The 19636-nt window shown below is 71.5% G+C and carries 15 protein-coding genes; 10 read left to right on the forward strand and 5 right to left on the reverse strand.

What is annotated here, in order from left to right:
* Positions 1 to 194: 194 nt before the first annotated feature.
* From JGS39_RS10330 to JGS39_RS10340, 3 genes are all read left to right on the forward strand, one after another.
* The gene (locus JGS39_RS10330) at positions 195 to 845 is read left to right on the forward strand and encodes a thioredoxin-like domain-containing protein (protein ID WP_219568467.1); all 651 of its coding nucleotides are present in this window, start codon (positions 195 to 197) and stop codon (positions 843 to 845) included.
* 26 nt (positions 846 to 871) lie between these two features.
* The gene (locus JGS39_RS10335) at positions 872 to 1486 is read left to right on the forward strand and encodes a DUF305 domain-containing protein (protein WP_236063129.1); all 615 of its coding nucleotides are present in this window, start codon (positions 872 to 874) and stop codon (positions 1484 to 1486) included.
* Positions 1487 to 1577: 91 nt separating this feature from the next.
* On the forward strand, positions 1578 to 2822 hold the full coding sequence (locus JGS39_RS10340) for an ROK family protein (RefSeq protein WP_219568469.1): 1245 nt from the start codon (positions 1578 to 1580) through the stop codon (positions 2820 to 2822).
* Positions 2823 to 2881: 59 nt separating this feature from the next.
* On the opposite strand, the gene xylA is transcribed toward JGS39_RS10340, so the two are convergent.
* Complete coding sequence (gene xylA / locus JGS39_RS10345) at positions 2882 to 4051, reverse strand: xylose isomerase (protein ID WP_219568470.1); 1170 nt, start codon at positions 4049 to 4051, stop codon at positions 2882 to 2884.
* Positions 4052 to 4308: 257 nt separating this feature from the next.
* Here xylA and xylB point away from each other — a divergent pair, with 257 nt between their 5' ends.
* From xylB to JGS39_RS10370, 5 genes are all read left to right on the forward strand, one after another.
* Positions 4309 to 5799 (forward strand): xylulokinase, encoded by a 1491-nt coding sequence (gene xylB, locus JGS39_RS10350; RefSeq protein WP_219568471.1) that lies wholly within the window; start codon positions 4309 to 4311, stop codon positions 5797 to 5799.
* 222 nt (positions 5800 to 6021) lie between these two features.
* Positions 6022 to 7296 carry a VWA domain-containing protein gene (locus JGS39_RS10355; protein ID WP_219568472.1) on the forward strand — a complete coding sequence of 425 codons (1275 nt, stop codon included), beginning with the start codon at positions 6022 to 6024 and terminating at the stop codon, positions 7294 to 7296.
* Positions 7296 to 8120 carry a hypothetical protein gene (locus tag JGS39_RS10360; protein ID WP_219568473.1) on the forward strand — a complete coding sequence of 275 codons (825 nt, stop codon included), beginning with the start codon at positions 7296 to 7298 and terminating at the stop codon, positions 8118 to 8120. Before JGS39_RS10355 ends, JGS39_RS10360 begins: the two co-directional genes overlap by 1 nt.
* 310 nt (positions 8121 to 8430) lie before the next feature.
* Positions 8431 to 9666, forward strand: coding sequence for an RNA-guided endonuclease InsQ/TnpB family protein (locus JGS39_RS10365; protein ID WP_219568474.1), 1236 nt, complete (start codon positions 8431 to 8433; stop codon positions 9664 to 9666).
* 20 nt (positions 9667 to 9686) lie between these two features.
* Positions 9687 to 9887: a hypothetical protein gene (locus tag JGS39_RS10370; protein ID WP_236063126.1), complete on the forward strand. Its 201-nt coding sequence runs from the start codon at positions 9687 to 9689 to the stop codon at positions 9885 to 9887.
* A 13-nt stretch (positions 9888 to 9900) separates the two neighbouring features.
* Here JGS39_RS10370 and JGS39_RS10375 read toward each other — a convergent pair whose 3' ends face one another.
* Positions 9901 to 11076, reverse strand: coding sequence for a GDSL-type esterase/lipase family protein (locus JGS39_RS10375; protein WP_219568475.1), 1176 nt, complete (start codon positions 11074 to 11076; stop codon positions 9901 to 9903).
* Positions 11077 to 11210: 134 nt separating this feature from the next.
* Positions 11211 to 11780, reverse strand: coding sequence for a TetR/AcrR family transcriptional regulator (locus tag JGS39_RS10380; protein WP_219568476.1), 570 nt, complete (start codon positions 11778 to 11780; stop codon positions 11211 to 11213).
* 205 nt (positions 11781 to 11985) lie between these two features.
* Here JGS39_RS10380 and JGS39_RS10385 point away from each other — a divergent pair, with 205 nt between their 5' ends.
* Together JGS39_RS10385 and JGS39_RS10390 are read left to right on the forward strand one after the other, a co-directional pair.
* Positions 11986 to 13353 carry a cytochrome P450 gene (locus JGS39_RS10385; protein ID WP_219568477.1) on the forward strand — a complete coding sequence of 456 codons (1368 nt, stop codon included), beginning with the start codon at positions 11986 to 11988 and terminating at the stop codon, positions 13351 to 13353.
* A 283-nt stretch (positions 13354 to 13636) separates the two neighbouring features.
* Positions 13637 to 14173, forward strand: coding sequence for a DUF4232 domain-containing protein (locus JGS39_RS10390; protein ID WP_219568478.1), 537 nt, complete (start codon positions 13637 to 13639; stop codon positions 14171 to 14173).
* Positions 14174 to 14236: 63 nt separating this feature from the next.
* Here JGS39_RS10390 and yicI read toward each other — a convergent pair whose 3' ends face one another.
* Positions 14237 to 16516: an alpha-xylosidase gene (yicI, locus tag JGS39_RS10395; RefSeq protein WP_219568479.1), complete on the reverse strand. Its 2280-nt coding sequence runs from the start codon at positions 16514 to 16516 to the stop codon at positions 14237 to 14239.
* Positions 16517 to 16574: 58 nt separating this feature from the next.
* On the reverse strand, positions 16575 to 19448 hold the full coding sequence (locus JGS39_RS10400) for a glycoside hydrolase family 3 C-terminal domain-containing protein (protein WP_219568480.1): 2874 nt from the start codon (positions 19446 to 19448) through the stop codon (positions 16575 to 16577).
* Between the last annotated feature and the right edge of the window lie 188 nt (positions 19449 to 19636).

The raw sequence follows: 19636 nt of genomic DNA on the forward strand, positions 1-19636 counted from the left end.
GCCCCTCCTCCCCCCGGCCCCGCTCACCGGTGCCGCCGCCATCCGCGGCCCGTCGAACGACGCCGTGGGCGATGTGGACCGTCTACGCCTCCAGGTTCAACGGATCTAGCCCCGGCCACCGACCGTTCCCGGACGTCCCGGGAACGGTCCCGCGTGCCCGCAGCCCATCCGTGTCACGAACCGAAGGACCCACCATGGCCTCCGCCAAGAAGCAGAACACCCCTGCCGCCGCCCGCCGCGCCAAGCTGGAGGAGGCCCGCCGCAAGGAGCGGGCCCGCGAGCGTCGCAGCCGCATCATCACGATCACCGCGGCGGTCGTCGTCGTGGCCGGTCTGGTCGCCGGAGGCGGCTACCTGATGAACGAGGCCGACGAGCAGGACAAGGCCGAGACGGCAGCCAAGTCCTCTCCCGTCGAGGGCGAGAAGAGCTGGGAGAAGCTCACTCAGGAGCATGTCGAGAAGAAGGTCGACTACCCGATGAACCCGCCGGTCGGCGGCGACCACAACCCGGTGTGGATGAACTGCGACGCCGACGTCTACACCAAGGAGATACCGAAGGAGAACGCCGTCCACTCGCTGGAGCACGGCGCCGTCTGGGTCACGTACACCAGCAAGGCGAGTCCGGCCGACGTCAAGAAGCTCGAAGAGAAGGTCGAGGCCACGCCGTACTCCCTGATGAGCCCGGTGGAGGACCAGGGGTCCCCGCTGATGCTCAGCGCCTGGGGCAAGCAGCTGGCCGTGAAGAGCGCCTCCGACGCCCGCGTCGCGCAGTTCTTCACGAAGTACGTCCAGGGCCCGCAGACCCCGGAGCCTGGTGCCGCCTGCTCCGGCGGGATCGCCAAGTGACGTCCCCGGCCCGGGTGTCACGGCCGATGGCGCTGGCCGGCGGGGCGGTGCTGCTGCTCGCGCTCTGCCTGGTCGCGCTGACGCTCGTACGTCCCTCCTCCTCGGCCCCCTCCGCCACCGCGGCCGCCGCGGCTCCCGCCGAGACCTCGGCCGATGTCGGATTCGCGCGCGACATGGCGGTCCACCACCAGCAGGCCGTCGAGATGTCGTTCATCGTCCGGGACCGCACCTCGGACGTGGCGGTGCGCCGGCTCGCGTACGACATCATCAACACCCAGGCCAACCAGCGGGGGATGATGCTGGGCTGGCTGGAGACGTGGGGCCGTGCGAAGAGCTCTCCCGGGCCGCCCATGGCGTGGATGGGGCATACCGTCACGCCGCGGGACGGCGCGCTGATGCCCGGCATGGCGACCGACACCGAGCTCGACGCGCTCCGCGCGGCCAAGGGCCGGGACGCCGAGGTGCGCTTCCTGAAGCTGATGACCGCGCATCACCGGGCCGGGGCCGAAATGGCTCAGGCGGCCGCCACCGCGGCGGGGACCGACGAGATCCGGAACCTGGCCTCGGGCATGGTCCTGGGGCAGCGGTCGGAGATCGCGCTCATGGCCGACATGCTCCGGGACCGCGGGGCCACGGCCTGAGCACCGTCCCGGTCAGGCCGCTCCCGCGAGTGGCCGGACCGGGACATCGCGACCGTACTGACGTACGGGATCGCATAGGCTCGGCACCGATATGAAGAGCAACCTCACGCCTCTGGGGCCCAAGGCCGACAAGGACACCGTCCGGCGCAGCAACCTCAGCCTCGTGCTCCGGGCCGTCCGTGACGAGGCCGAGGGTGAGGCGACCCGGGCCGGGGTCGCCGCGCGGGTGGGACTGACCCGGGCCGCCGTGTCCTCGCTCGTCGAGCAGCTGCTCGACAGCGGGTTCCTCACGGAGTCGGGCAAGACGTTCAGCGGCCAGGCCGGCCGGCCCGGAACCGCACTCAAGACGGCCCGCACCGGGCCGGCCGGGCTCGGCGTCGAGGTCAACATCGACTACGTGTCGGTGGTGGTCGTCGATCTGGCCGGGACCGGCCGGGTCCGGCTCACCGAGCATCTCGACAACCGGGGCGCGCCGCCCGCCGAGGTGCTGGCGCGCGCGGCCGGGATCGCCGCGCGCACCCTGGACTCGGCGCGCGAGCAGGAGCTGTTCCCGGTCGGCGTGGCACTGGCGCTGCCCGGCCTGGTCTCCGGTGGCTCGGTGCGTCAGGCGCCGAACCTGGGCTGGAACCAGGTGCCCGCCGAGGAGCTGTTCGCCGCCGCCCTGGCAGCCGAGCGCCCCGATCACGAGGCGCTGACGGTGAGTTCGGAGAACGAGGCCAATCTGGCGGCGCTGGCCGAGCTGTGGTTCGGCGGGCTGGGCCGGATCCGGACGTTCCTCTACCTGACCGGTGAGATCGGCGTCGGCGGCGCCCTGGTGATCAACGGCGAGCTGCTGCGCGGTGCGCACGGGTTCGCCGGGGAGATCGGGCACGTGGTGGTGGACTCGGAGGGGCCGCAGTGCCGGTGCGGGTCGCGCGGCTGCCTGGAGCAGTACGCGGGACAGGCGGCGCTCCTGCGGTCGGCGGGGATCGAGGAGAGCGGCAGCGGGATCGGGGTCGCCGAACTGGAGCGGCGTACCCGGGCCGGGGACGAGCGGGCGGTGGCCGCGGTCGCGGATGCGGGCCGGATGCTGGGGCGGGTGCTGTCGGGGGCGGTGAACCTGCTGGACCCGGACGCGGTGGTGCTCGGCGGGGTCTACCGGAACCTGATGCCGTGGCTGGCGCCGCCCGCCGACGAGGAGCTGACGGACCGGGTGGTGTCGGGGCTGTGGACCCCGGGGAGCGGCCGGCTGCGGGCCTCGTCCGTGGCGGGTGACGCGGCGCGGGGTGCGGCGGCGCTGGTGATGACGGACGTGCTGGCCGACCCGGTGGCGTACGCGGGGCGGCCGAGCGCCTGAACGGATGAGGGAGGGGAGGGACGCCGGTGCGTTCCTCCCCCTCCCCCGTTCCCGTGCGGTCAGCGGACGCCGAGCAGGTGGTCCATCGCCAGCTGGTCCAGCGCCTCGAACGCCATGCCGCGCTCCGCCGCCGCGGTCACGTCGAAGTCCTCGAAGGCGGAACGGTCGGCCAGCAGGCCCGCCACGCCGTCCTCGGCGGTGCGCTGCGCCAGCTCGTCCAGACGGGACGCGCGCAGCGCCTCCTGGACCGCCGGGTCCGCGCGGAAGGCGGCGGCGCGCTCCTTGAGGATCAGGTAGTTGCGCATGCAGCCCGCGGCCGAGGCCCAGACGCCGTCGTAGTCCTCGGTCCGCGGCGGCTTGAAGTCGAAGTGGCGCGGGCCCGCGTAGTCCGAGTTCTCCAGCAGGTCGACGAGCCAGAAGGCCTGGCGCAGGTCGCCGGCGCCGAAGCGGAGGTCCTGGTCGTACTTGATGCCGGACTGGCCGTTGAGGTCGATGTGGAAGAGCTTGCCCGCCCACAGGGCCTGCGCGATGCCGTGCGCGAAGTTCAGCCCGGCCATCTGCTCGTGGCCGACCTCGGGGTTCACGCCCACCATCTCGGGGCGCTCCAGGCGCTCGATGAAGGCGAGGGCGTGGCCGATGGTGGGGAGCAGGATGTCGCCGCGCGGCTCGTTCGGCTTGGGCTCGATCGCGAACTTCAGGTCGTAGCCCTGCTCGGTGACGTAGTCGCCCAGCAGGTCGAAGGCCTCCTTCATGCGGTCGAGTGCGACGCGGATGTCCTTGGCGGCGCCCGACTCGGAACCCTCGCGGCCGCCCCAGGCGACGTAGGTGGTGGCGCCGAGCTCGACGGCGAGGTCGATGTTGCGGAGCGTCTTGCGCAGGGCGTAGCGGCGGACGTCGCGGTCGTTGGCGGTGAAGGCGCCGTCCTTGAAGACGGGGTGGGTGAAGAGGTTCGTCGTCGCCATCGGAACGACGAGTCCGGCCGCGTCCAGCGACTGCCGGAACCGCTTCACGATGCCTTCGCGCTCGGAGTCCGTCGAGCCGAACGGGATCAGGTCGTCGTCGTGGAAGGTGACGCCGTACGCGCCGAGCTCCGCGAGGCGCTGGACGGAGTCGACCGGGTCGATCGCCTCCCGGGTCGCGTCCCCGAACGGGTCGCGACCCTGCCAGCCCACGGTCCACAGACCGAAGGTGAACTTGTCCTGCGGGGTGGGCGTGAAGCGATCCGTCATGGTCCTGCCGCCTTCGGTGCCGTGGGTCCGCAGCCGGTCGAACGGCCGAACCTCAATTTGTTCACTGTCATGACTAATCATGCACGGACCACCCCTGCGGCGTAACCCCCCGTCCCGGAAAATCCGGAGCGGCCCCTGTTCGGGACGGGTTCCGTCGCGTAATTTGTTCACCGCACGATCAAATCCCGGCGGGATGAGAGCCCGCAGTGCGAGGGTCCACGGCCGGGAACCACCTGAACCAGAGATCGAGGTCAGCCATGCCGCCGCATGAGGTCGTCATCGGTGTGGACAGTTCCACCCAGTCCACCAAGGCCGCGTTCGTCGACGCCGCCACCGGCCGGCTGCTCGCCGTCGGCCGTGCCCCGCATGTCGTCACCGGCGAGGGCGGAGCGCGCGAGACGGATCCCGAGGTGTGGTGGCAGGCGCTGCGTGACGCGGTCACCGCCGGGCTGAAGGAGTCCGGCGTCGCCGCCACCGCCATCACCGGGATCGCTGTCGCCGGACAGCAGCACGGACTGGTCGTCCTCGACGGTGCGGGGCGCCCGCTGCGTCCCGCACTCCTCTGGAACGACACCCGCTCCGCCCCGCAGGCCACCGCACTCACCGCGGCCCTGGGCGGCGCCGACGCCTGGACCGCGCGCACCGGCTCGGTTCCCGTCGCCTCGATGACCGCGTCGAAGTGGCAGTGGCTGCGGGAGAACGAACCGGAGACCGCCGCCGCGACCGCCGCGATCCGGCTCCCCCACGACTTCCTGACCGAGCGCCTCTCGGGCCGCGCCGTCACGGATCCGGGCGACGCGTCCGGCACCTGCTGGTACTCGACCGCGACCGGTTCCTACGACCCGGAGCTCCTCGCCCTGCTCGCCATCGACCCGGCGCTGCTGCCCGAGGTGGCGGCGAGCGGAGCGGCGCGCGCCGGGTCGCTGACGGCCGAGGCCGCGGAGGCCCTCGGACTGCCCGCCGGGATCGCCGTCGCCGCGGGCACCGGGGACAACATGAGTGCCGCCGTCGGCCTCGGGCTCGGCGGCGCGGGGCTCCTGGACCACCCCGTCCTCAGCCTGGGCACCTCGGGCACGGTCTTCACCGCGTCCCGGGCCCGGCCGGCCTCCCCGGCACTCGCCGGGTTCGCCGCGGCGGACGGTACGTACCTGCCGCTGGCCTGCACCCTCAACTGCACGCTCGCCGTGGACAAGGTGGCCGCGCTGCTGGGTTTGGACCGCAATGACGCGACGCCTGGCGGCGAAGCCGTACTCCTGCCCTACCTGGACGGCGAACGCACCCCCGACCTGCCCACCTCGGCCGGCCTCCTCACCGGCCTGCGCCACGACACCACCCCGCAGCAACTGCTGGGAGCCGCCTACGAGGGCGCGGTCGTCACCGTGCTGCGCGCACTCGACGAACTCCTGCGGGCCTGCGGACTCGACCCGGACGACCCCGAGGTGGCGAACCGTCCGCTCCGGCTGATCGGCGGCGGCGCCCAGGGTCGTGTGTGGGTGGAGACCGTACGCCGCCTCTCCGGGCGGCCGGTGACCGTGCCCTCCAGCGGGGAACTGGTCGCGCTGGGCGCGGCCGCGCTCGCCGCCGCCGCGGCCACGGGTGCGGACCCGGTCGCGATCGCCACCGGCTGGGACACCGGCGAAGAGACGTGCCTGGAGGCCGTCGAAAGGGACCTCGCCGCCTGGGAGCGGGTCGGGTCGGTACTGGAACGGGCGGCCGCCCCTCTGCTGGGAGCGGACCGGCCGATCTGACGGAAGGAGCGGACCGGCCGACCCGAACCTGCCCAGCCGGCCGAATCAGCCGACTGGTTCAGCGGACCGTTCGCCCAGCCGGTTCAGCGGGCCGTTCGCCCAGCCGGTTCAGCGGACCGTTCAGCTGACCGTCTGTCATGTCCCGTCGCACGCCGCACACAAGCGCGTGCGACGGCCACCGGCCGTTTTGGATAGCGAACTGATGTTCACTACTATCCGGCGATGATCATAAGAAGAAGGCTGACGGTCGGGGTGGGCATTCTGCTCGCCACCCTGACCGCCGGGCTCGGCTCGGTGCTGCCCGCCTCGGCCGATGAAACCCCCGCCAACGCCTCCCCCAAGGTCGAGCTGGTGCTCGACGTCAGTGGCTCCATGCGGACCCGCGACATCGACGGCCAGTCCCGGATGACCGCGGCGAAGCAGGCGTTCAACGAGGTCCTGGACGCGGTGCCCGAGCAGGTACAGCTCGGCATCCGCACCCTCGGCGCCGACTACCCGGGCGACGACCGGAAGGTCGGCTGCAAGGACACCAAGCAGCTGTACCCGGTCGGCCCGCTGGACCGTACCGAGGCCAAGACCGCGGTAGCCACCCTCGCCCCCACCGGCTGGACCCCGATCGGCCCGGCCCTGCTGGGCGCCGCCGACGACCTGGAGGGCGGCGACTCCACCCGCCGGATCGTGCTGATCAGCGACGGCGAGGACACCTGCGGTCCGCTCGACCCATGCGAAGTCGCCCGTGACATCGCGGCGCGCGGCATCCACCTGGTCATCGACACCCTCGGCCTGGTGCCGAACGCGAAGATCCGCCAGCAGCTCACCTGCATCGCGGAGGCCACCGGCGGCACGTACACCGCCGTCCAGCACACCGATGAACTCTCCGGCCGCGTCAAGCAGTTGGTGGACCGGGCGGCCGCACCCGTCGTCACCCCGGTCGCGACCGAGGGCGCCGGCAGCTGCACCGACGCCCCGCAGCTCAAGCCCGGCCTCTACACCGACCGCGAGAAGTTCGCCGAGCACCGCTGGTACCGCGTCGACGTGCTGCCCGGCCAGGAACTCCGCGCCTCGGTCAGCGTGTTCGCCGACCGCGCCGTCAACAACGACTACGGCATGCTGCTGCGTGCGGTGACCGTGCACGGCCGGGAGATCGTCAGAGGTGCGGAGTCCGGTACCGGACGTACCGACGCGATCTCGTCCGGGCTGCGCTACCCGAAACCCGAGCTGGACACGGACGGTGACGTCAAGCCGGCCGCGGAGACCGTCTGTCTGCAGGTCTCCAACTCGTTCTCCGCGCCCGCCTCGGTGAAGACCGCTCCCGGCATGCCGGTGGAGCTGACGATCGACCTGGTGGACGCCCCCGACGCGGCGGACGACGCCGCGGCGTTCGGTCTCGGTCGCGGCTGGTGGCTGCTGGGCGTGCTCGTCCTGACCGGACTGATCGCGGGTCTGCTGACCGGCTGGATCTCGCGCTGGCGCTTCGCCGTATGGAGGACCCACTGATGTTCCGTACGAGACGCGCGCTCGCGGGCGCGCTGCTGACCGGCCTCGCCCTGCTGACCGGGGCGGGTGCCGCCGTCGCGGACGACCCGTCGCCGAGCCCGAGCGCCTCCGGTGACGGGTCGGGCCCCACGGAGGCGGGCACCACCTTCCGCACCGCCACGGCGATCCAGCCGGACCAGCTCGCCACCGCGGGCGCCTCCACCGGCGACTACCTGTACTGGGTGTTCCCGGCGGACGCCGGACAGCGGGCCACGGTCAAGGCGAAGATCACCCTTCCCGAGACCGCCACCCGGCACGGCGACTCGACCTGGCAGGTCGACGTGTACGACGGGCTGCGGCGCCGTCAGGCCTGCATGTACGGGAAGCAGACCGGCAAGGCCGCGGCCGATGCCGCCACGGTCGAGCTCACCTGCGTGCTGCGTACGGTCAGGGCCTGGTCCGAACCGTGGGCCAACGACCCGCTGCCCGGCAGCTACTACGTCCGCCTCACGGTCGTCGACCTGCCCTCGGCGGACCTCGGGCTGCCGGTGCGGACCGAGGTCGAGGTCGCGGCCGACGGCAGGGGCGGCGCCGGGGATGTCGACGGCACGCTCTCCGAGCCGCTGGTTCCCGGCGTGTCCTCGGTCGGGCAGGCCGCCGACGGGGCGTCGGCCGCCCCGGTCGCCCTCGCGGGCGAGCCGGAGGACGGCTGGGCCTCCGGCTGGTGGACCGACCGCTGGCTGTGGACGGTCGGCGGCGGCGTGCTCGGTGCGATCGCGGCCGTCTTCGGCTACTCGCTGACGCGCGGCAGCGGCCGCCCGTCCAGGGTCCCGCCGGGCGTCTGACGTCCCGCAGTCGGGCAGGCCGGACGACCGGTCTGCCCGACGCGCGGTCAGACATCCCTGAGTGGCGGCCTCCCGTCAGCTCGAAGATCATGGCCCGGTCAGGATCGGCCCGCTCTTCGCTACGGGAACCAATGGCAGTGCATCGAGCTTCAGCCCAGTGGTGTGCTTCCAACCACTGCTCCGAGTGGCAGGACAGGGCGGGCGGTTCTGCTGCTCGACATAAAACATGCGTGCGAAGAGGCGAGGCAGTGACGGCCCGTACGAATGTTCCGATGTACGGCTATAACCCGACGGTCTTAAGTTGATCGTCATGCAGCTTCGGTACACCTTCCGCCTGTACCCGAACGGTCCTCAACGTGCGGCGTTGTCGAGGGCGTTCGGGTGCGCCCGTGTCGTGTTCAACGACGCGTTGCGCGCCCGCAAGGACGCCCATGAGCAAAAGTTCCCATTCCTGAAGTCCGGGGAGCTGTCGAGGCAGGTCATCACCGAGGCGAAGAGGACCGGAGCTCGGGCGTGGCTGGGTGAGGTGTCGGCGGTGGTGTTGCAGCAGTCGCTGCGGGATCTGGACACGGCGTTCACGAACTTCTTCGCCTCGTTGAAGGGCATCCGCAAGGGGCCGAAGGTCGCGGAGCCGCGGTTCAAGTCCCGCAAGGACAGCCGGCAGTCGGTCCGCTTCACGAAGAACGCCCGGTGGAAGATCACCCCGGGCGGGGATCTGGTGCTGCCGAAGATCGGTGCGCTGCGCGTGAAGTGGTCCCGCCCCCTACCCTCGGCCCCCTCCACGGTGACCGTGATCAAGGACGCGGCCGGACGGTACTTCGCCTCCTTCGTCGTCGCGACCGAACCCGAGACGCTTCCCGCTGTCGACCCGGTGGTCGGTATCGACCTCGGCCTTGGGCACTTCGCGGTCCTGTCCGACGGAACGAAGATCAGCAGCCCGCGGTTTCTGCGGCGGGCGGAGAAGAAGCTGAAGCGGGAGCAGCGCAGCCTGTCCCGCAAGGCCAAGGGTTCGAAGAACCGGGAGAAGGCGCGGGTGAAAGTCGCCCGTGCTCATGCGCAGGTGGCTGATGCGCGGCGCGAGTTCCACCACCAGCTCTCCACACGGATCATCCGCGAGAACCAAGCGGTGGCTGTGGAGGACCTGGCGGTGAACGGGCTCGCCCGCACACGTCTCGCTAAGTCCGTGCATGATGCGGGGTGGGCATCGTTCGTGGCGATGCTGGAGTACAAGGCCGCTCTGTACGGGCGGATCTTCGTCCGGATCGGTCGTTTCGAGCCGACCAGCCAGGTCTGTTCCGTCTGTCGCGTCAAGGACGGCCCCAAGCCCCTGCACATCCGAGTGTGGCAGTGCCAGGCATGCGGGGCGGTCCTGGACCGGGACATCAACGCGGCGGTCAACGTCGCACTGGCCGCCGGACTGGCGGTATCAGCCTGTCGAGCGCAGGTAAGACCGGGATCCCTGATCCCGGCACAGCGCGAAGAAGCAGGAACCCACCGAGACGGCCAACCGACCGTGGCAGGAATCCCCACCCTTTCCATAGGGTAGGGAGCGGAAGTCAAACGCTCATGGTGCTGATCGCCAAGGCGCTCGGGCAGAGCCGGGAGCGGACGATGGGCCTGCTGTCGGGGTACGTCGGCAACCCGGCGATCACCGCGTACGCCAACAGCCGGGTCACCGACAGCCGCGTCAACAACGGGTACTCGACGCTGTTCGCGCTCGCCATCCTCGTCAAGATCGTCTGCATCCAGCTGATCGTCGGGCTCTGAGTCCCGCGGACGCTCAGCCGGCCGGCTGCCGCGAGGCGGCGAACGGGCCGTCGCCGTCGAACACCAGCCCGGCGAAACGGTCGCCGATACGGCGATGGGTGGCGGCGTCCGGGTGGAGCTGGTCCGGCAGCGGCAGTTCGGCGAAGTCCTGCTCGCCGTAGAGGCCGCGGCCGTCGAGGTAGTGGAGGTTCGGGTCGTCGGCCGAGCGCTGCGTCACGAGGCGGCTCAGTTCGTCCCGGATGATGTTGAGCGTCAGTTTCCCGGCGGCACGTTCCGCCGGATCGCCCATCGCCACGAACCGGAGCCTGCCCTCGGCGAGGTTGCTGAAGTCGGGGGCGCTGGGGCCGGGGGTGTCCTCGTGAATCGGGCACAGAAGGGGCGAGACGACCAGGAGCGGTGTGGCCGGGTGCCCCTCCCTGATGGTGTCGAGGAATCCGTGCACCGCCGGGGCGAAGGCGCGCAGCCGCATCAGGTCGGCGTTGACGATGTTGATGCCGATCTTGACGCTGATCAGGTCCGCGGGGGTGTCGCGCATCGTACGGGCCGTGAACGGGTCGAGCAGGGCGCTGCCGCCCAGGCCCAGGTTGATGAGTTCCACCCCGCCGAGCGAGGCGGCGCGTGCGGGCCAGGTGGACGTCGGGCTCGCGGCGTCGGAGCCGTGACTGATCGAACTGCCGTGGTGCAGCCATACCTTGCGGCCGCTGTCCGGTGCGGGTTCGACGGCGGCGTCGGTGCGCAGGGCGACGAGTTCGGTGGCCTCGTTGTACGGCAGCCAGATCTCGATGTCCTTGGGGCCCTCGGACAGCCCGGCGAACCGGATGGTGCCGACCGGGCCGGGCCGGGTCTCCACGGATCCGGTCGTCATGTCCACCACGCGGACGTTCCCGCCGGTGGCGCCCGCCTGTCCGGCGGGACGGCCGTCGACGAGCAGGTCGTACACACCGTCCGGCCGGGGCGGCGCGCCCACGTAGGCCGTACTGGTGCGCAGGGCGTCCAGTTCGATGGTGGTGGCACGGGTGCGGAACACCAGCCGTACGCCGGAGGGCTGGGCCTCCGCCATGGCCAACTGGTCGTCGGCGCACTGCGCGCGGGCCCATGCGGGCAGCCGGTGCGGGCGCAGCCCGTGTGCGGTGTGCTCGATGTCGAGCGCGCCGCGCAGGAGGGCGGCGGTGATGGGGGTGGTGTGCATGTCTCTCCGCCTGTTGCTCGAAACGTCTGGGGGTGGGAGTCGGCGTCAGCGGGCCGGCGGCCGCCGGCCCGCAGGGATCGTGGTCAGCGCGGGACCGGCGGGCCGGCGGCCGCGCGGGCCCGCTGAGTTCGTGGTCAGGGCGCGGGCCAGTTGCGCAGCAGGGCGTCCAGGGCGTCCACGATCCGCGACCAGGACTCCTGCGAGTCGGGCGCGCTGTGACTGAACCCGCCCTGCGCCTCCAGGCTGACGTAGCCGTGGAAGACGCTGCCCAGCAGCCGGACAGCGTGTGTCTCGTCCGGTTCGGTCAAGTCGTAGCCGCGCAGGATCGCCCGGGTCATCCGCGAGTGCCGGCCCCCGGCACTGGCGGCGGCCGCCTCCGGGTCGAGCCTGTACTGCGCCGCGGCGTAGCGGCCGGGATGCTCGCGGGCGTAGTCGCGGTACACGTCGGCGAAGGCGCCCAGGGCGTCCTTGCCGGCCCGGCCGGCCAGGGCGGCCGCCCCCCGGTCGGCGAGCTCCTCCAGGGCGAGCAGGGCGATCCTGGTCCTGAGGTCGTGGGAGTTCTTCAGATGTGAGTACAGGCTGGCGACCTTGACGTCGAACCGCCGGGCAAGAGCCGAAACGGTCACCTGATCGAAGCCGACCTCGTCGGCCAGCTCCGCCCCCGCACGGGTCAGACGTTCCAGGGTCAGTCCCGCACGCACCATGAGCCGCTCCTCTGTTCCGACTACACCCATCATGCATCTGCCTAAAACCTTTAGGCAAATAGTTACTCGATATAGGCGTGGCTGATCACGGCGTCCGACCGGCCGCCCGCCCGTGCCACGTCCCGACTACTCTCGACAACTCACGTACTCCACAAGGCCGGTGGCGCCTGACCGACCGGCCGGACCCTCAGAGCGGAGACTCTTCATGTCCACGGAGACCGGCCCGGCCGTCGATGCCGGACCGCGCGGCCACAGGATCGTGCCGGGCCCGAAGGGCCTGCCCTTCCTCGGGAACATGCCGCAGTTCGGAAAGAACCCTCTCGCGTTCTTCGAGCGGCTGCGCAGCCACGGAGACCTGGTCCAGTGGCGCTTCGGCCCCAACTCCTGTGTGTTCGTAGCCGATCCGGAGTGCATAGGCGAACTGCTCACCGAGACGGAGCGCACCTTCGACCAGCCGGCGCTCGGCATCGCCTTCCGTACCGTGATGGGCAACGGCGTCGTGGTGGCGCGCGGCACCGAGTGGCGGCGCAAGCGGTCGCTCGTGCAGCCGTCCGTACGGCCGAAGCAGGTCAGGTCGTACGCGACGACCATGGCGGGCAGCACGGTGGAGCTCGCGGACAGCTGGTCGGGCGGCGAACGCATCGACATCAAGCGGGAGATGGCGGCGCTGACACAGAAGATCGCGGTCCGCACGATCTTCGGCGTCGACACCCCCGCCGACGCCGAGGCGATGGGCCGGGCGATGGACGTGGCGCAGGCGGAGATCGGCAAGGAGTTCGCGGGCATCGGCGCACTGCTCCCGGACTGGGTACCGACCCCGGGCCGGGCCAGGATCAAGAAGGCCGCCGCGGTCATCGACGCCGAGGTGGGCCGGGTCGTCGCCCGGCACCGCGATGGCGGGGACGAGCGTCCCGACCTGCTCAGCCGGCTGCTCACCGCCGTCGACGAGACGGGCGCGAAGCTCGACGACCGGGAGATCCGCGACGAGACGGTCACGCTGTACATCGGCGGCCACGAGACGACGAGTTCGACGCTCGTGTGGGCCTGGTACCTCCTGTCCCGCAATCCGGGGGCCCGGGCCGCCCTGGCCGAGGAGCTGGACCGGGTGCTCGGTGACCGCGAGCCGGGGTTCGACGACTACGCGCAGCTCACGTACACCCAGGCGGTGGTCAAGGAGACCCTGCGGCTGTACCCGACGATCTGGCTGGTCACCGGGGTCGCGAAGGAGGGGGCACGGATCGGCGGTCTGCCGATTCCGGAGGGGACCAGGGTGTGGAGCAGCCAGTGGGCCACCCATCGGGACGAGCGGTGGTTCCCCGAGCCGGAGGAGTTCCGTCCGGAGCGGTGGGACGCGGAGACGGGCGACGAGATCGCGGAGTACGCCTGGTTCCCGTTCGGCGGGGGGCCGAGGGTCTGCCTGGGCACCCGGTTCGCGATGGTCGAGGCGGTGCTGATCCTGGCGGTGCTCGCGCGGCGCTTCGAGCTGGACGTCGACCCGGGCACGGTCAACCCGGTGCCGACACTGACGTTGCAGCCGGACCGCGAGGTGATGGCCACGGTCCGCGCGCGGTAGCGGATTCCTCGACCCAGGACAGCCCGGGACGGCGCGGGGCAGGGCGGGACAGTGCGGGCGGGGCGGAGAAGGTCACCCGCGGAGCGGAACAGCGCAGGGCAGGGCAGACCATCTTCGGAGCGGGGCAGGGCAACGGCTGACAGCGACAGATACTGAACCGATATGTCCGATCTATCACCATGAACCGGGCATACCGTTCAGAATGTCCCTGTCGGCCGTACCGGTCGGCCACCGGGGCCCTGTGGCCACGATCGCAGGCTGTCGATCCAAGGGGAGAAACATCATGCGTCCGAGTTCCGCTCTCACCGCCGCGCTCACCGCCGCGGCCGCCCTGGCCCTGACGGCCACCGGGGCGTCGGCCACGGCCGGCGCGGCCACCCCCGGGGCGTCGGCCCGCCCGGCCCACTGCCAGGAGAAGGCCCTCAGGATCTCCGCCTCCCCCGGCGACCGGCGCCACGTGGCGCGGATCGCCGTCACCAACCGGGGCGGCCGCACCTGCGTCGTGGACCGCATCCCGACGGTCACGTTCCGGGGCCTCGACGGCTCGGCCCAGCCCGTCCCGCCCGCGACCAGCGGTTCGTACGTGCTCTCGCCGGGTGAGCGCGGCTACGCGGCCGTGCGCACGGCGGAGCGCGGCACCCGCCAGGGGCATGTCGTCCGCAGCCTGTCCGTGGCGGCGGACCCCGCGCACTACGGAGTCACCTTCGGCGCGGCCACCGTGGGTATGGACCGCGGGATCCGGGTGTGGGAGCCGGTGACCACGCTCTGGCACACCTCGCGCGGCGCTGCGGACCGGGCCCTGGCCGCGGCGACGCGCTGAGCCACGTACGAGCGGGGCGGGGACGACAGCCGTAGAGGCCGTCGTCCCCGCCCCGCGGACGTACTACAGCGTGACCGTCCCCATCCCCTCCGCCGTGGCCCCCGTCGCCTCCGCGACGACGCGGTAGAGGCGCTCCGTGCCCTCGGAGGTGACGGTCAGGGTCTCCCCGTCCCGCACCACCCGGAACTCGGCGGCGGTCGCGCCCGTCAGGTCCGGCACGCTGACGGACGTGCCGTCGGCGGCGGACTCCGTGGACGCCCCGCCGAAGACCCTCAGGGTGAGCCCGTCGAGCCAGTCGCTGTCGGGCCGCTGGTCGTCGGCCCCCCACGGAAGCACCGCGCCGGGGCGCACCAGGATCGGCAGACTGTCGAAGCCGTGGGTCTCGTGGCGCCAGACCGGCCCGGTGACGGTCTCGCCGGTCAGCAGTACGGTCCAGGTGCCCTCGGGGACGTAGTACTCGACCTGCCCGTCCTCCGTGAAGACCGGCGCGACCAGCAGGTCCGGTCCGAGCATGTATTGGCGGTCCAGCGTCCGGGTCGTCGGGTCTCCGGGGAACTCCAGCAGCATGGGGCGCATCATCGGGAGGCCGGTGCGGTGGGCGGTGACGGCCGCTCCGTACAGGTACGGCATCAGCCGGTGCTTGAGCAGGGTGAACTTCCGGGCCACGTCCACCGCCTCCTCGCCGAACGCCCACGGCACCCGGTAGGACACGTTGCCGTGCAGCCGGCTGTGCGAGGACATCAGGCCGAAGGCGAGCCAGCGTTTGAAGACCGCCGGGTCGGGTGTGCCCTCGAAGCCGCCGATGTCGTGGCTCCAGAAGCCGAAGCCGGACAGCGAGAGCGAGAGGCCGCCGCGCAGCGACTCGGCCATCGCCGTGAACGAGGCGAAGCAGTCGCCGCCCCAGTGCACGGGGAACTGCTGGCCGCCCGCGGTGGCGGACCGGGCGAAGAGGACCGCTTCGCCGTGGCCGCGCTCCTTCTCCAGGAGTTCGAAGACCGTGCGGTTGTAGATCTGCGCGTAGTAGTTGTGCATGCGCTCCGGGTCAGAGCCGTCGTGCCAGACGACGTCGGTGGGAATGCGCTCGCCGAAGTCGGTCTTGAAGCAGTCCACTCCCTGGTCGAGCAGGAGGCGGAGTTTGCTGTTGTACCACTCGCGCGCGGCGGGGTTGGTGAAGTCGACCAGGGCCATGCCGGGCTGCCACAGGTCCCACTGCCAGATGTCGCCGCCCGGGCGGCGCACCAGGTAGCCGAGTTCGGCGCCCTCCGCGAAGAGTGCGGACTTCTGCGCGATGTAAGGGTTGATCCACATGCTGATGCGCAGCCCGCGTTCCTTGAGCCGGGCCAGCATGCCCTCCGGGTCGGGGAAGACGTCCGGGTCCCAGAGGAAGTCCGACCACTGGTACTCGCGCATCCAGAAGCAGTCGAAGTGGAAGACGGAGAGCGGGATGTCGCGCTCGGCCATGCCGTCGACGAACGAGGTGACGGTCTCCTCGTCGTACGAGGTGCAGAAGGACGTGGTGAGCCAGAGGCCGAACGACCAGGCCGGCGGCAGGGCGGGGCGGCCGGTGAGCGCGGTGTAGCGGGCCAGGACCTCCCTGGGCGTCGGTCCGGCGACGATGTAGTACTCCAGCGACTGGTCCTCGACGCTGAACTGCACCTGGCCGACGGACTCCGAGCCGACCTCGAAGGAGACCTTGCCGGGGTGGTTGACGAAGACGCCGTAGCCGCGCGACGAGAGGTAGAACGGGATGTTCTTGTAGGCCAGTTCGCTGCTGGTGCCGCCGTCCGCCTGCCAGATGTCGACGGTCTGGCCGTTCTTGACGTACGGGGTGAAGCGTTCGCCGAGACCGTAGACGTTCTCACCTACGTCCAGGGCGAGTTGGGCGACCATGTGGTGGGCGCCGTCCGGGGTGGTGGCGAAGGCGGTGCCTTTGGTGTCGACGCCGGTGAGACGCCGGCCGCCGGCGTCGAGGAAGGTGATTCCCCAGGGCCCGTCACCGTCCATGCGCAGGGTCAGCGGCCCGCTGGTCAGTTCGGTGACCGCCCCCTCACGGCGGGTGCGGGCTCCGGCGGCTGCCGGATCGAGGCCGGGGAAGGCGAAGTCGGGTCCGCGGTGCACCCTTCCGGCGTGGTGGGTGGCGCGCACGCCGATGACGCCCTCGGCCGGGGAGAAGCAGTCGACCGTGATGAGAGGGGTGTTGAGCGTGTCGCCGCGCTCGGCGACACGCTTGACCGAGGCGTAGGCGGTGAACTGGTCGTCGCCGACGTGCAGATCACGGATCTCGGTCGCGTAGGAGGCGCGTACGCCCTCACGCATGAGCCAGAAGCCGTCGGTGAACTTCATGCGGACTCCTTGCCGGGGGCAACTGGAGGGACGGGGACGGGGTTACGGACGGTGTGGCTCATGCGTCGTCGCCGGTGAAGGCGATCCGGGCCAGGCGCACCGAGCCGCTCAGGGTGACGCGCAGATCGGCGGTGCCGGAGGCGTTCAGAGCGGCCCGCACGGTGCGGTAGTCGTACGGTCCGTCGGTAGCGGCGACCGGCACGGTGACCGTGGTGTCCGCGACCGAGATCAGTACGGCCCCCTCGCCCGCCGCGGAGACCTCGACGCCGCTCGTTCCGGATGCGAAGTCGCAGCGGCGGTAGAGGAGTTCGTTGCTCCCGGTGACGGCGGTGACAGCGTCACCTTCCACCTTCGTCCGGTCGACGATCTCGGTGCCCAGCTGCTCGTCGTAGTCGGCCGCCTCCAGACCGCGGGTCAGGACGGGACGCGGTCCGGACGGTTCCCCGTCGACGGTGACGACGGCGATGAGCCGGATGTCCGTGCTGGAGGCTCCCGCCTGGATCTCGTACGTGCCCGGCTCGACGGTCCAGCGGCCGTGTGCGACGTCCCAGTGGCCGAGCTCGGTGACGGGGACGAGGAAGTCGACGCGCTCGGCGGCGCCCGGTGCCAGGTGCAGCCGGTGGTGCCCGGCCAGCTGGCGCAGCGGCCGCACGACGGACGGCGCCACCGCGCGCACGTACAGCTGCGGGACCTCGTCCGCGGCGACGGACCCGGTGTTGGTGACGGTCAGCGAGACCCGCACCAGGTCGCCGTCCCGCTCGGCGTGCAGGGCGCCGTAGGTGAACTCGCTGTACGAGAGGCCGTGGCCGAACGGGTACAGCGGGGCGCCCTCGTAGTAGAGGTAGGTCTGGCGGGAGCCGACGATGTCGTAGTCCAGCAGCCCGGGCAGCTCCGCGTCGGAGGTGTACCAGGTCTGCGGCAGCCGGCCGGCCGGGGAGACGTCGCCGGCGAGGACGCGGGCGAGCGCCGTTCCGGCGGCCTGTCCGCCGTGCGCGGTCCACAGCAGTGCGGGGAGCGTGGCCGCCGCGTCGGTCAGGGCGTACGGGTAGGCGGAGGTGACCGCGAGCACGGTGCGCGGGTTGGCGGCGTGGGCGGCGCGCCACAGGCGTTCCTGCTGGGCGGGGAGGTCGAGTGTGGTGCGGTCCTCGGTCTCGCGGCCGTTGATGTGGGCGTCGTTCCCGGCCACGACGATCACCGTGTCGGCGGCTGCCGCCGCACGGGCGACGGCGTCCTCCCCGCGCTCGGTCACCTCCATCTCGAAGACCGTTCCGGGGGCGTCGGCGGTGCCGGAGATTTCTTCGCCCCGGGCGGCAACCTTTACGCCGTCGGCGGCAACAGAGACATACCTACCCGTTCCCACGTGCAGAAGGCGGTGACCGCCGGCGTGACCCTCCACCGCTTCCCACCGGAAGGTCTCCTGGACGATCCAGCCGCCCGGCTCGTCCGCGGAGGCGCGTACGAAGCCGTCCTCGGCCACCGACAGGTAGCGGCCGGCCGGCTCCCGCAGGGTGATCACGCCGTTGCCCCAGTCCACGAGCGCCAGGTCGGACGGGGTGTCGCCGCAGGTCAGCGGAGGCAGGTCGGTGCGGCCTGCGAGCAGTGCCGGGTCGAGGGCGCCTTCCGCGCCGCGTACCGGTTCCCGGCTCTCGTCCGCCGCGGGGATGTGGAGCCAGCCTTCCGCGCACTTCAGCCGGACCAGGTCGACGCCTTCCGCGTGGACGATGTGCTCCGCGCCGAAGCGTTCCCGCAGTCCGTCGAGCGGGGTGGAGCGGTGGATGAGGGTGCCGCTGTACCAGTCGAGCTTGCAGGCGTCCGCGAGGAGGCCGACGACGGCGACCGTCCTGCCTGCGGCGGGGTCGAGCGGCAGCAGTCCGTCGTTCTTGAGCAGCACGACGGCCTGCTCGGCGGCTTCGAGTGCCAGCGCCCGGTGGTCCTCGGTGTCGAAGGCGGCCGTGTCCGCGTACGGGTCGAGCTCGGGGTCGAACTCGCCGAGGGAGAAGCGGAGTTCGAGGAGCCTTCGGACGGCGGTGTCGATGTCGTGCTCGTCGAGGAGTCCGCGCTCCAGCGCGCCGCGGATACGGCCGGTCATGCGTGCGGAGTCCTGGCCGTGGTCCGTGAAGCTGTCGACACCGGCGCGCAGGGAGGCGGCCGTCGCCTCCTCGTGGGTGTCGAAGTAGTGCTCGGAGTCGACGAGGTTGGACGGCGCCCCGGCATCGGAGCAGACGACCAGGGACCGGTCGGTCCAGGCGCGCAACTGCTGGGACAGCAGCGGCGAGACGTGGTTGGGGCGTCCGTTGACCAGGTTGTACGCCGGCATGACTCCGGCCACCGCGCCCGCCTGCACGGCGTCGCGGAAGGCCTTGAGGTCGTACTCGTGCAGAACCCGCGGGCTGACCGACGACGAGGTGATGTCGCGGCCGGTCTCGTTGTTGTGGGCGAGCCAGTGCTTGAGGACGGGGGCCGTCCGCCAGTAGAGCGGGTGGTCGCCGCGCAGTCCCCGGGTGTACGCGACCGCGATGGCGGACGTCAGCCCGGCGTCCTCGGAGTACCCCTCCTCGCCGCGCCCCCACAGCGGGTTGCGCAGCAGATTCACGGTCGGGGCCCAGACGTTGAGGCCGATGCGGTCGTCCTCGGCACGCTTGGCGCGGACCTCGTTGCCGACGGCCTCGCCGACCCGGCGCACCAGTTCACCGTTCCAGGTGGCGCCGAGGCCCACGGCCTGCGGGAACACCGTGGCCGGGCCCATCCAGGCCACTCCGTGCAAGGCCTCCTGGCCGGTCCGGAACGCACCGAGGCCGAGCCGGTCCACCGCCGGTGCGAACTGGTGCAGCATCGCGATCCGCTCGTCGAGCGTGAGCCGCTGAAGCAGGTCGTCGACGCGCTTGGCGAAGGGCAGCTGCGGGTCGCGGAAGGGCTGCGGTTGTTCCGTCACGTGCGGGTCCCCTTGGAGAGGTGGGAGGTATTCCGGTTCCGGTGGCTCGCACGAGCACACAAGGAACCTCGGAAGATCTTTCGAAGCGCTTCGATGCTCTGCGGCCAACCCCGCGCCTGTCAAGGCCCCGTCGGCGACCTCCGTCTGCGACAACCCCCCAATGCGCCAGGAAACGGTTCGGAAACAGG

It is taken from the genome of Streptomyces poriferorum (genome assembly GCF_019399235.1).
In the GTDB taxonomy this organism is placed as follows: domain Bacteria; phylum Actinomycetota; class Actinomycetes; order Streptomycetales; family Streptomycetaceae; genus Streptomyces; species Streptomyces poriferorum.

Excerpts from the sequence above, each read along its gene's own strand:
- JGS39_RS10330 (WP_219568467.1), top strand. The coding sequence starts at position 195 with ATGGCCTCCGCCAAGAAGCAGAACACCCCTGCCGCCGCCCGCCGCGCC.
- JGS39_RS10335 (WP_236063129.1), top strand. The coding sequence starts at position 872 with ATGGCGCTGGCCGGCGGGGCGGTGCTGCTGCTCGCGCTCTGCCTGGTC.
- JGS39_RS10340 (WP_219568469.1), top strand. The coding sequence starts at position 1,578 with ATGAAGAGCAACCTCACGCCTCTGGGGCCCAAGGCCGACAAGGACACC.
- xylA (WP_219568470.1), bottom strand. The coding sequence starts at position 4,051 with ATGACGGATCGCTTCACGCCCACCCCGCAGGACAAGTTCACCTTCGGT.
- xylB (WP_219568471.1), top strand. The coding sequence starts at position 4,309 with ATGCCGCCGCATGAGGTCGTCATCGGTGTGGACAGTTCCACCCAGTCC.
- JGS39_RS10355 (WP_219568472.1), top strand. The coding sequence starts at position 6,022 with ATGATCATAAGAAGAAGGCTGACGGTCGGGGTGGGCATTCTGCTCGCC.
- JGS39_RS10360 (WP_219568473.1), top strand. The coding sequence starts at position 7,296 with ATGTTCCGTACGAGACGCGCGCTCGCGGGCGCGCTGCTGACCGGCCTC.
- JGS39_RS10365 (WP_219568474.1), top strand. The coding sequence starts at position 8,431 with ATGCAGCTTCGGTACACCTTCCGCCTGTACCCGAACGGTCCTCAACGT.
- JGS39_RS10370 (WP_236063126.1), top strand. The coding sequence starts at position 9,687 with ATGGTGCTGATCGCCAAGGCGCTCGGGCAGAGCCGGGAGCGGACGATG.
- JGS39_RS10375 (WP_219568475.1), bottom strand. The coding sequence starts at position 11,076 with ATGCACACCACCCCCATCACCGCCGCCCTCCTGCGCGGCGCGCTCGAC.
- JGS39_RS10380 (WP_219568476.1), bottom strand. The coding sequence starts at position 11,780 with ATGGTGCGTGCGGGACTGACCCTGGAACGTCTGACCCGTGCGGGGGCG.
- JGS39_RS10385 (WP_219568477.1), top strand. The coding sequence starts at position 11,986 with ATGTCCACGGAGACCGGCCCGGCCGTCGATGCCGGACCGCGCGGCCAC.
- JGS39_RS10390 (WP_219568478.1), top strand. The coding sequence starts at position 13,637 with ATGCGTCCGAGTTCCGCTCTCACCGCCGCGCTCACCGCCGCGGCCGCC.
- yicI (WP_219568479.1), bottom strand. The coding sequence starts at position 16,516 with ATGAAGTTCACCGACGGCTTCTGGCTCATGCGTGAGGGCGTACGCGCC.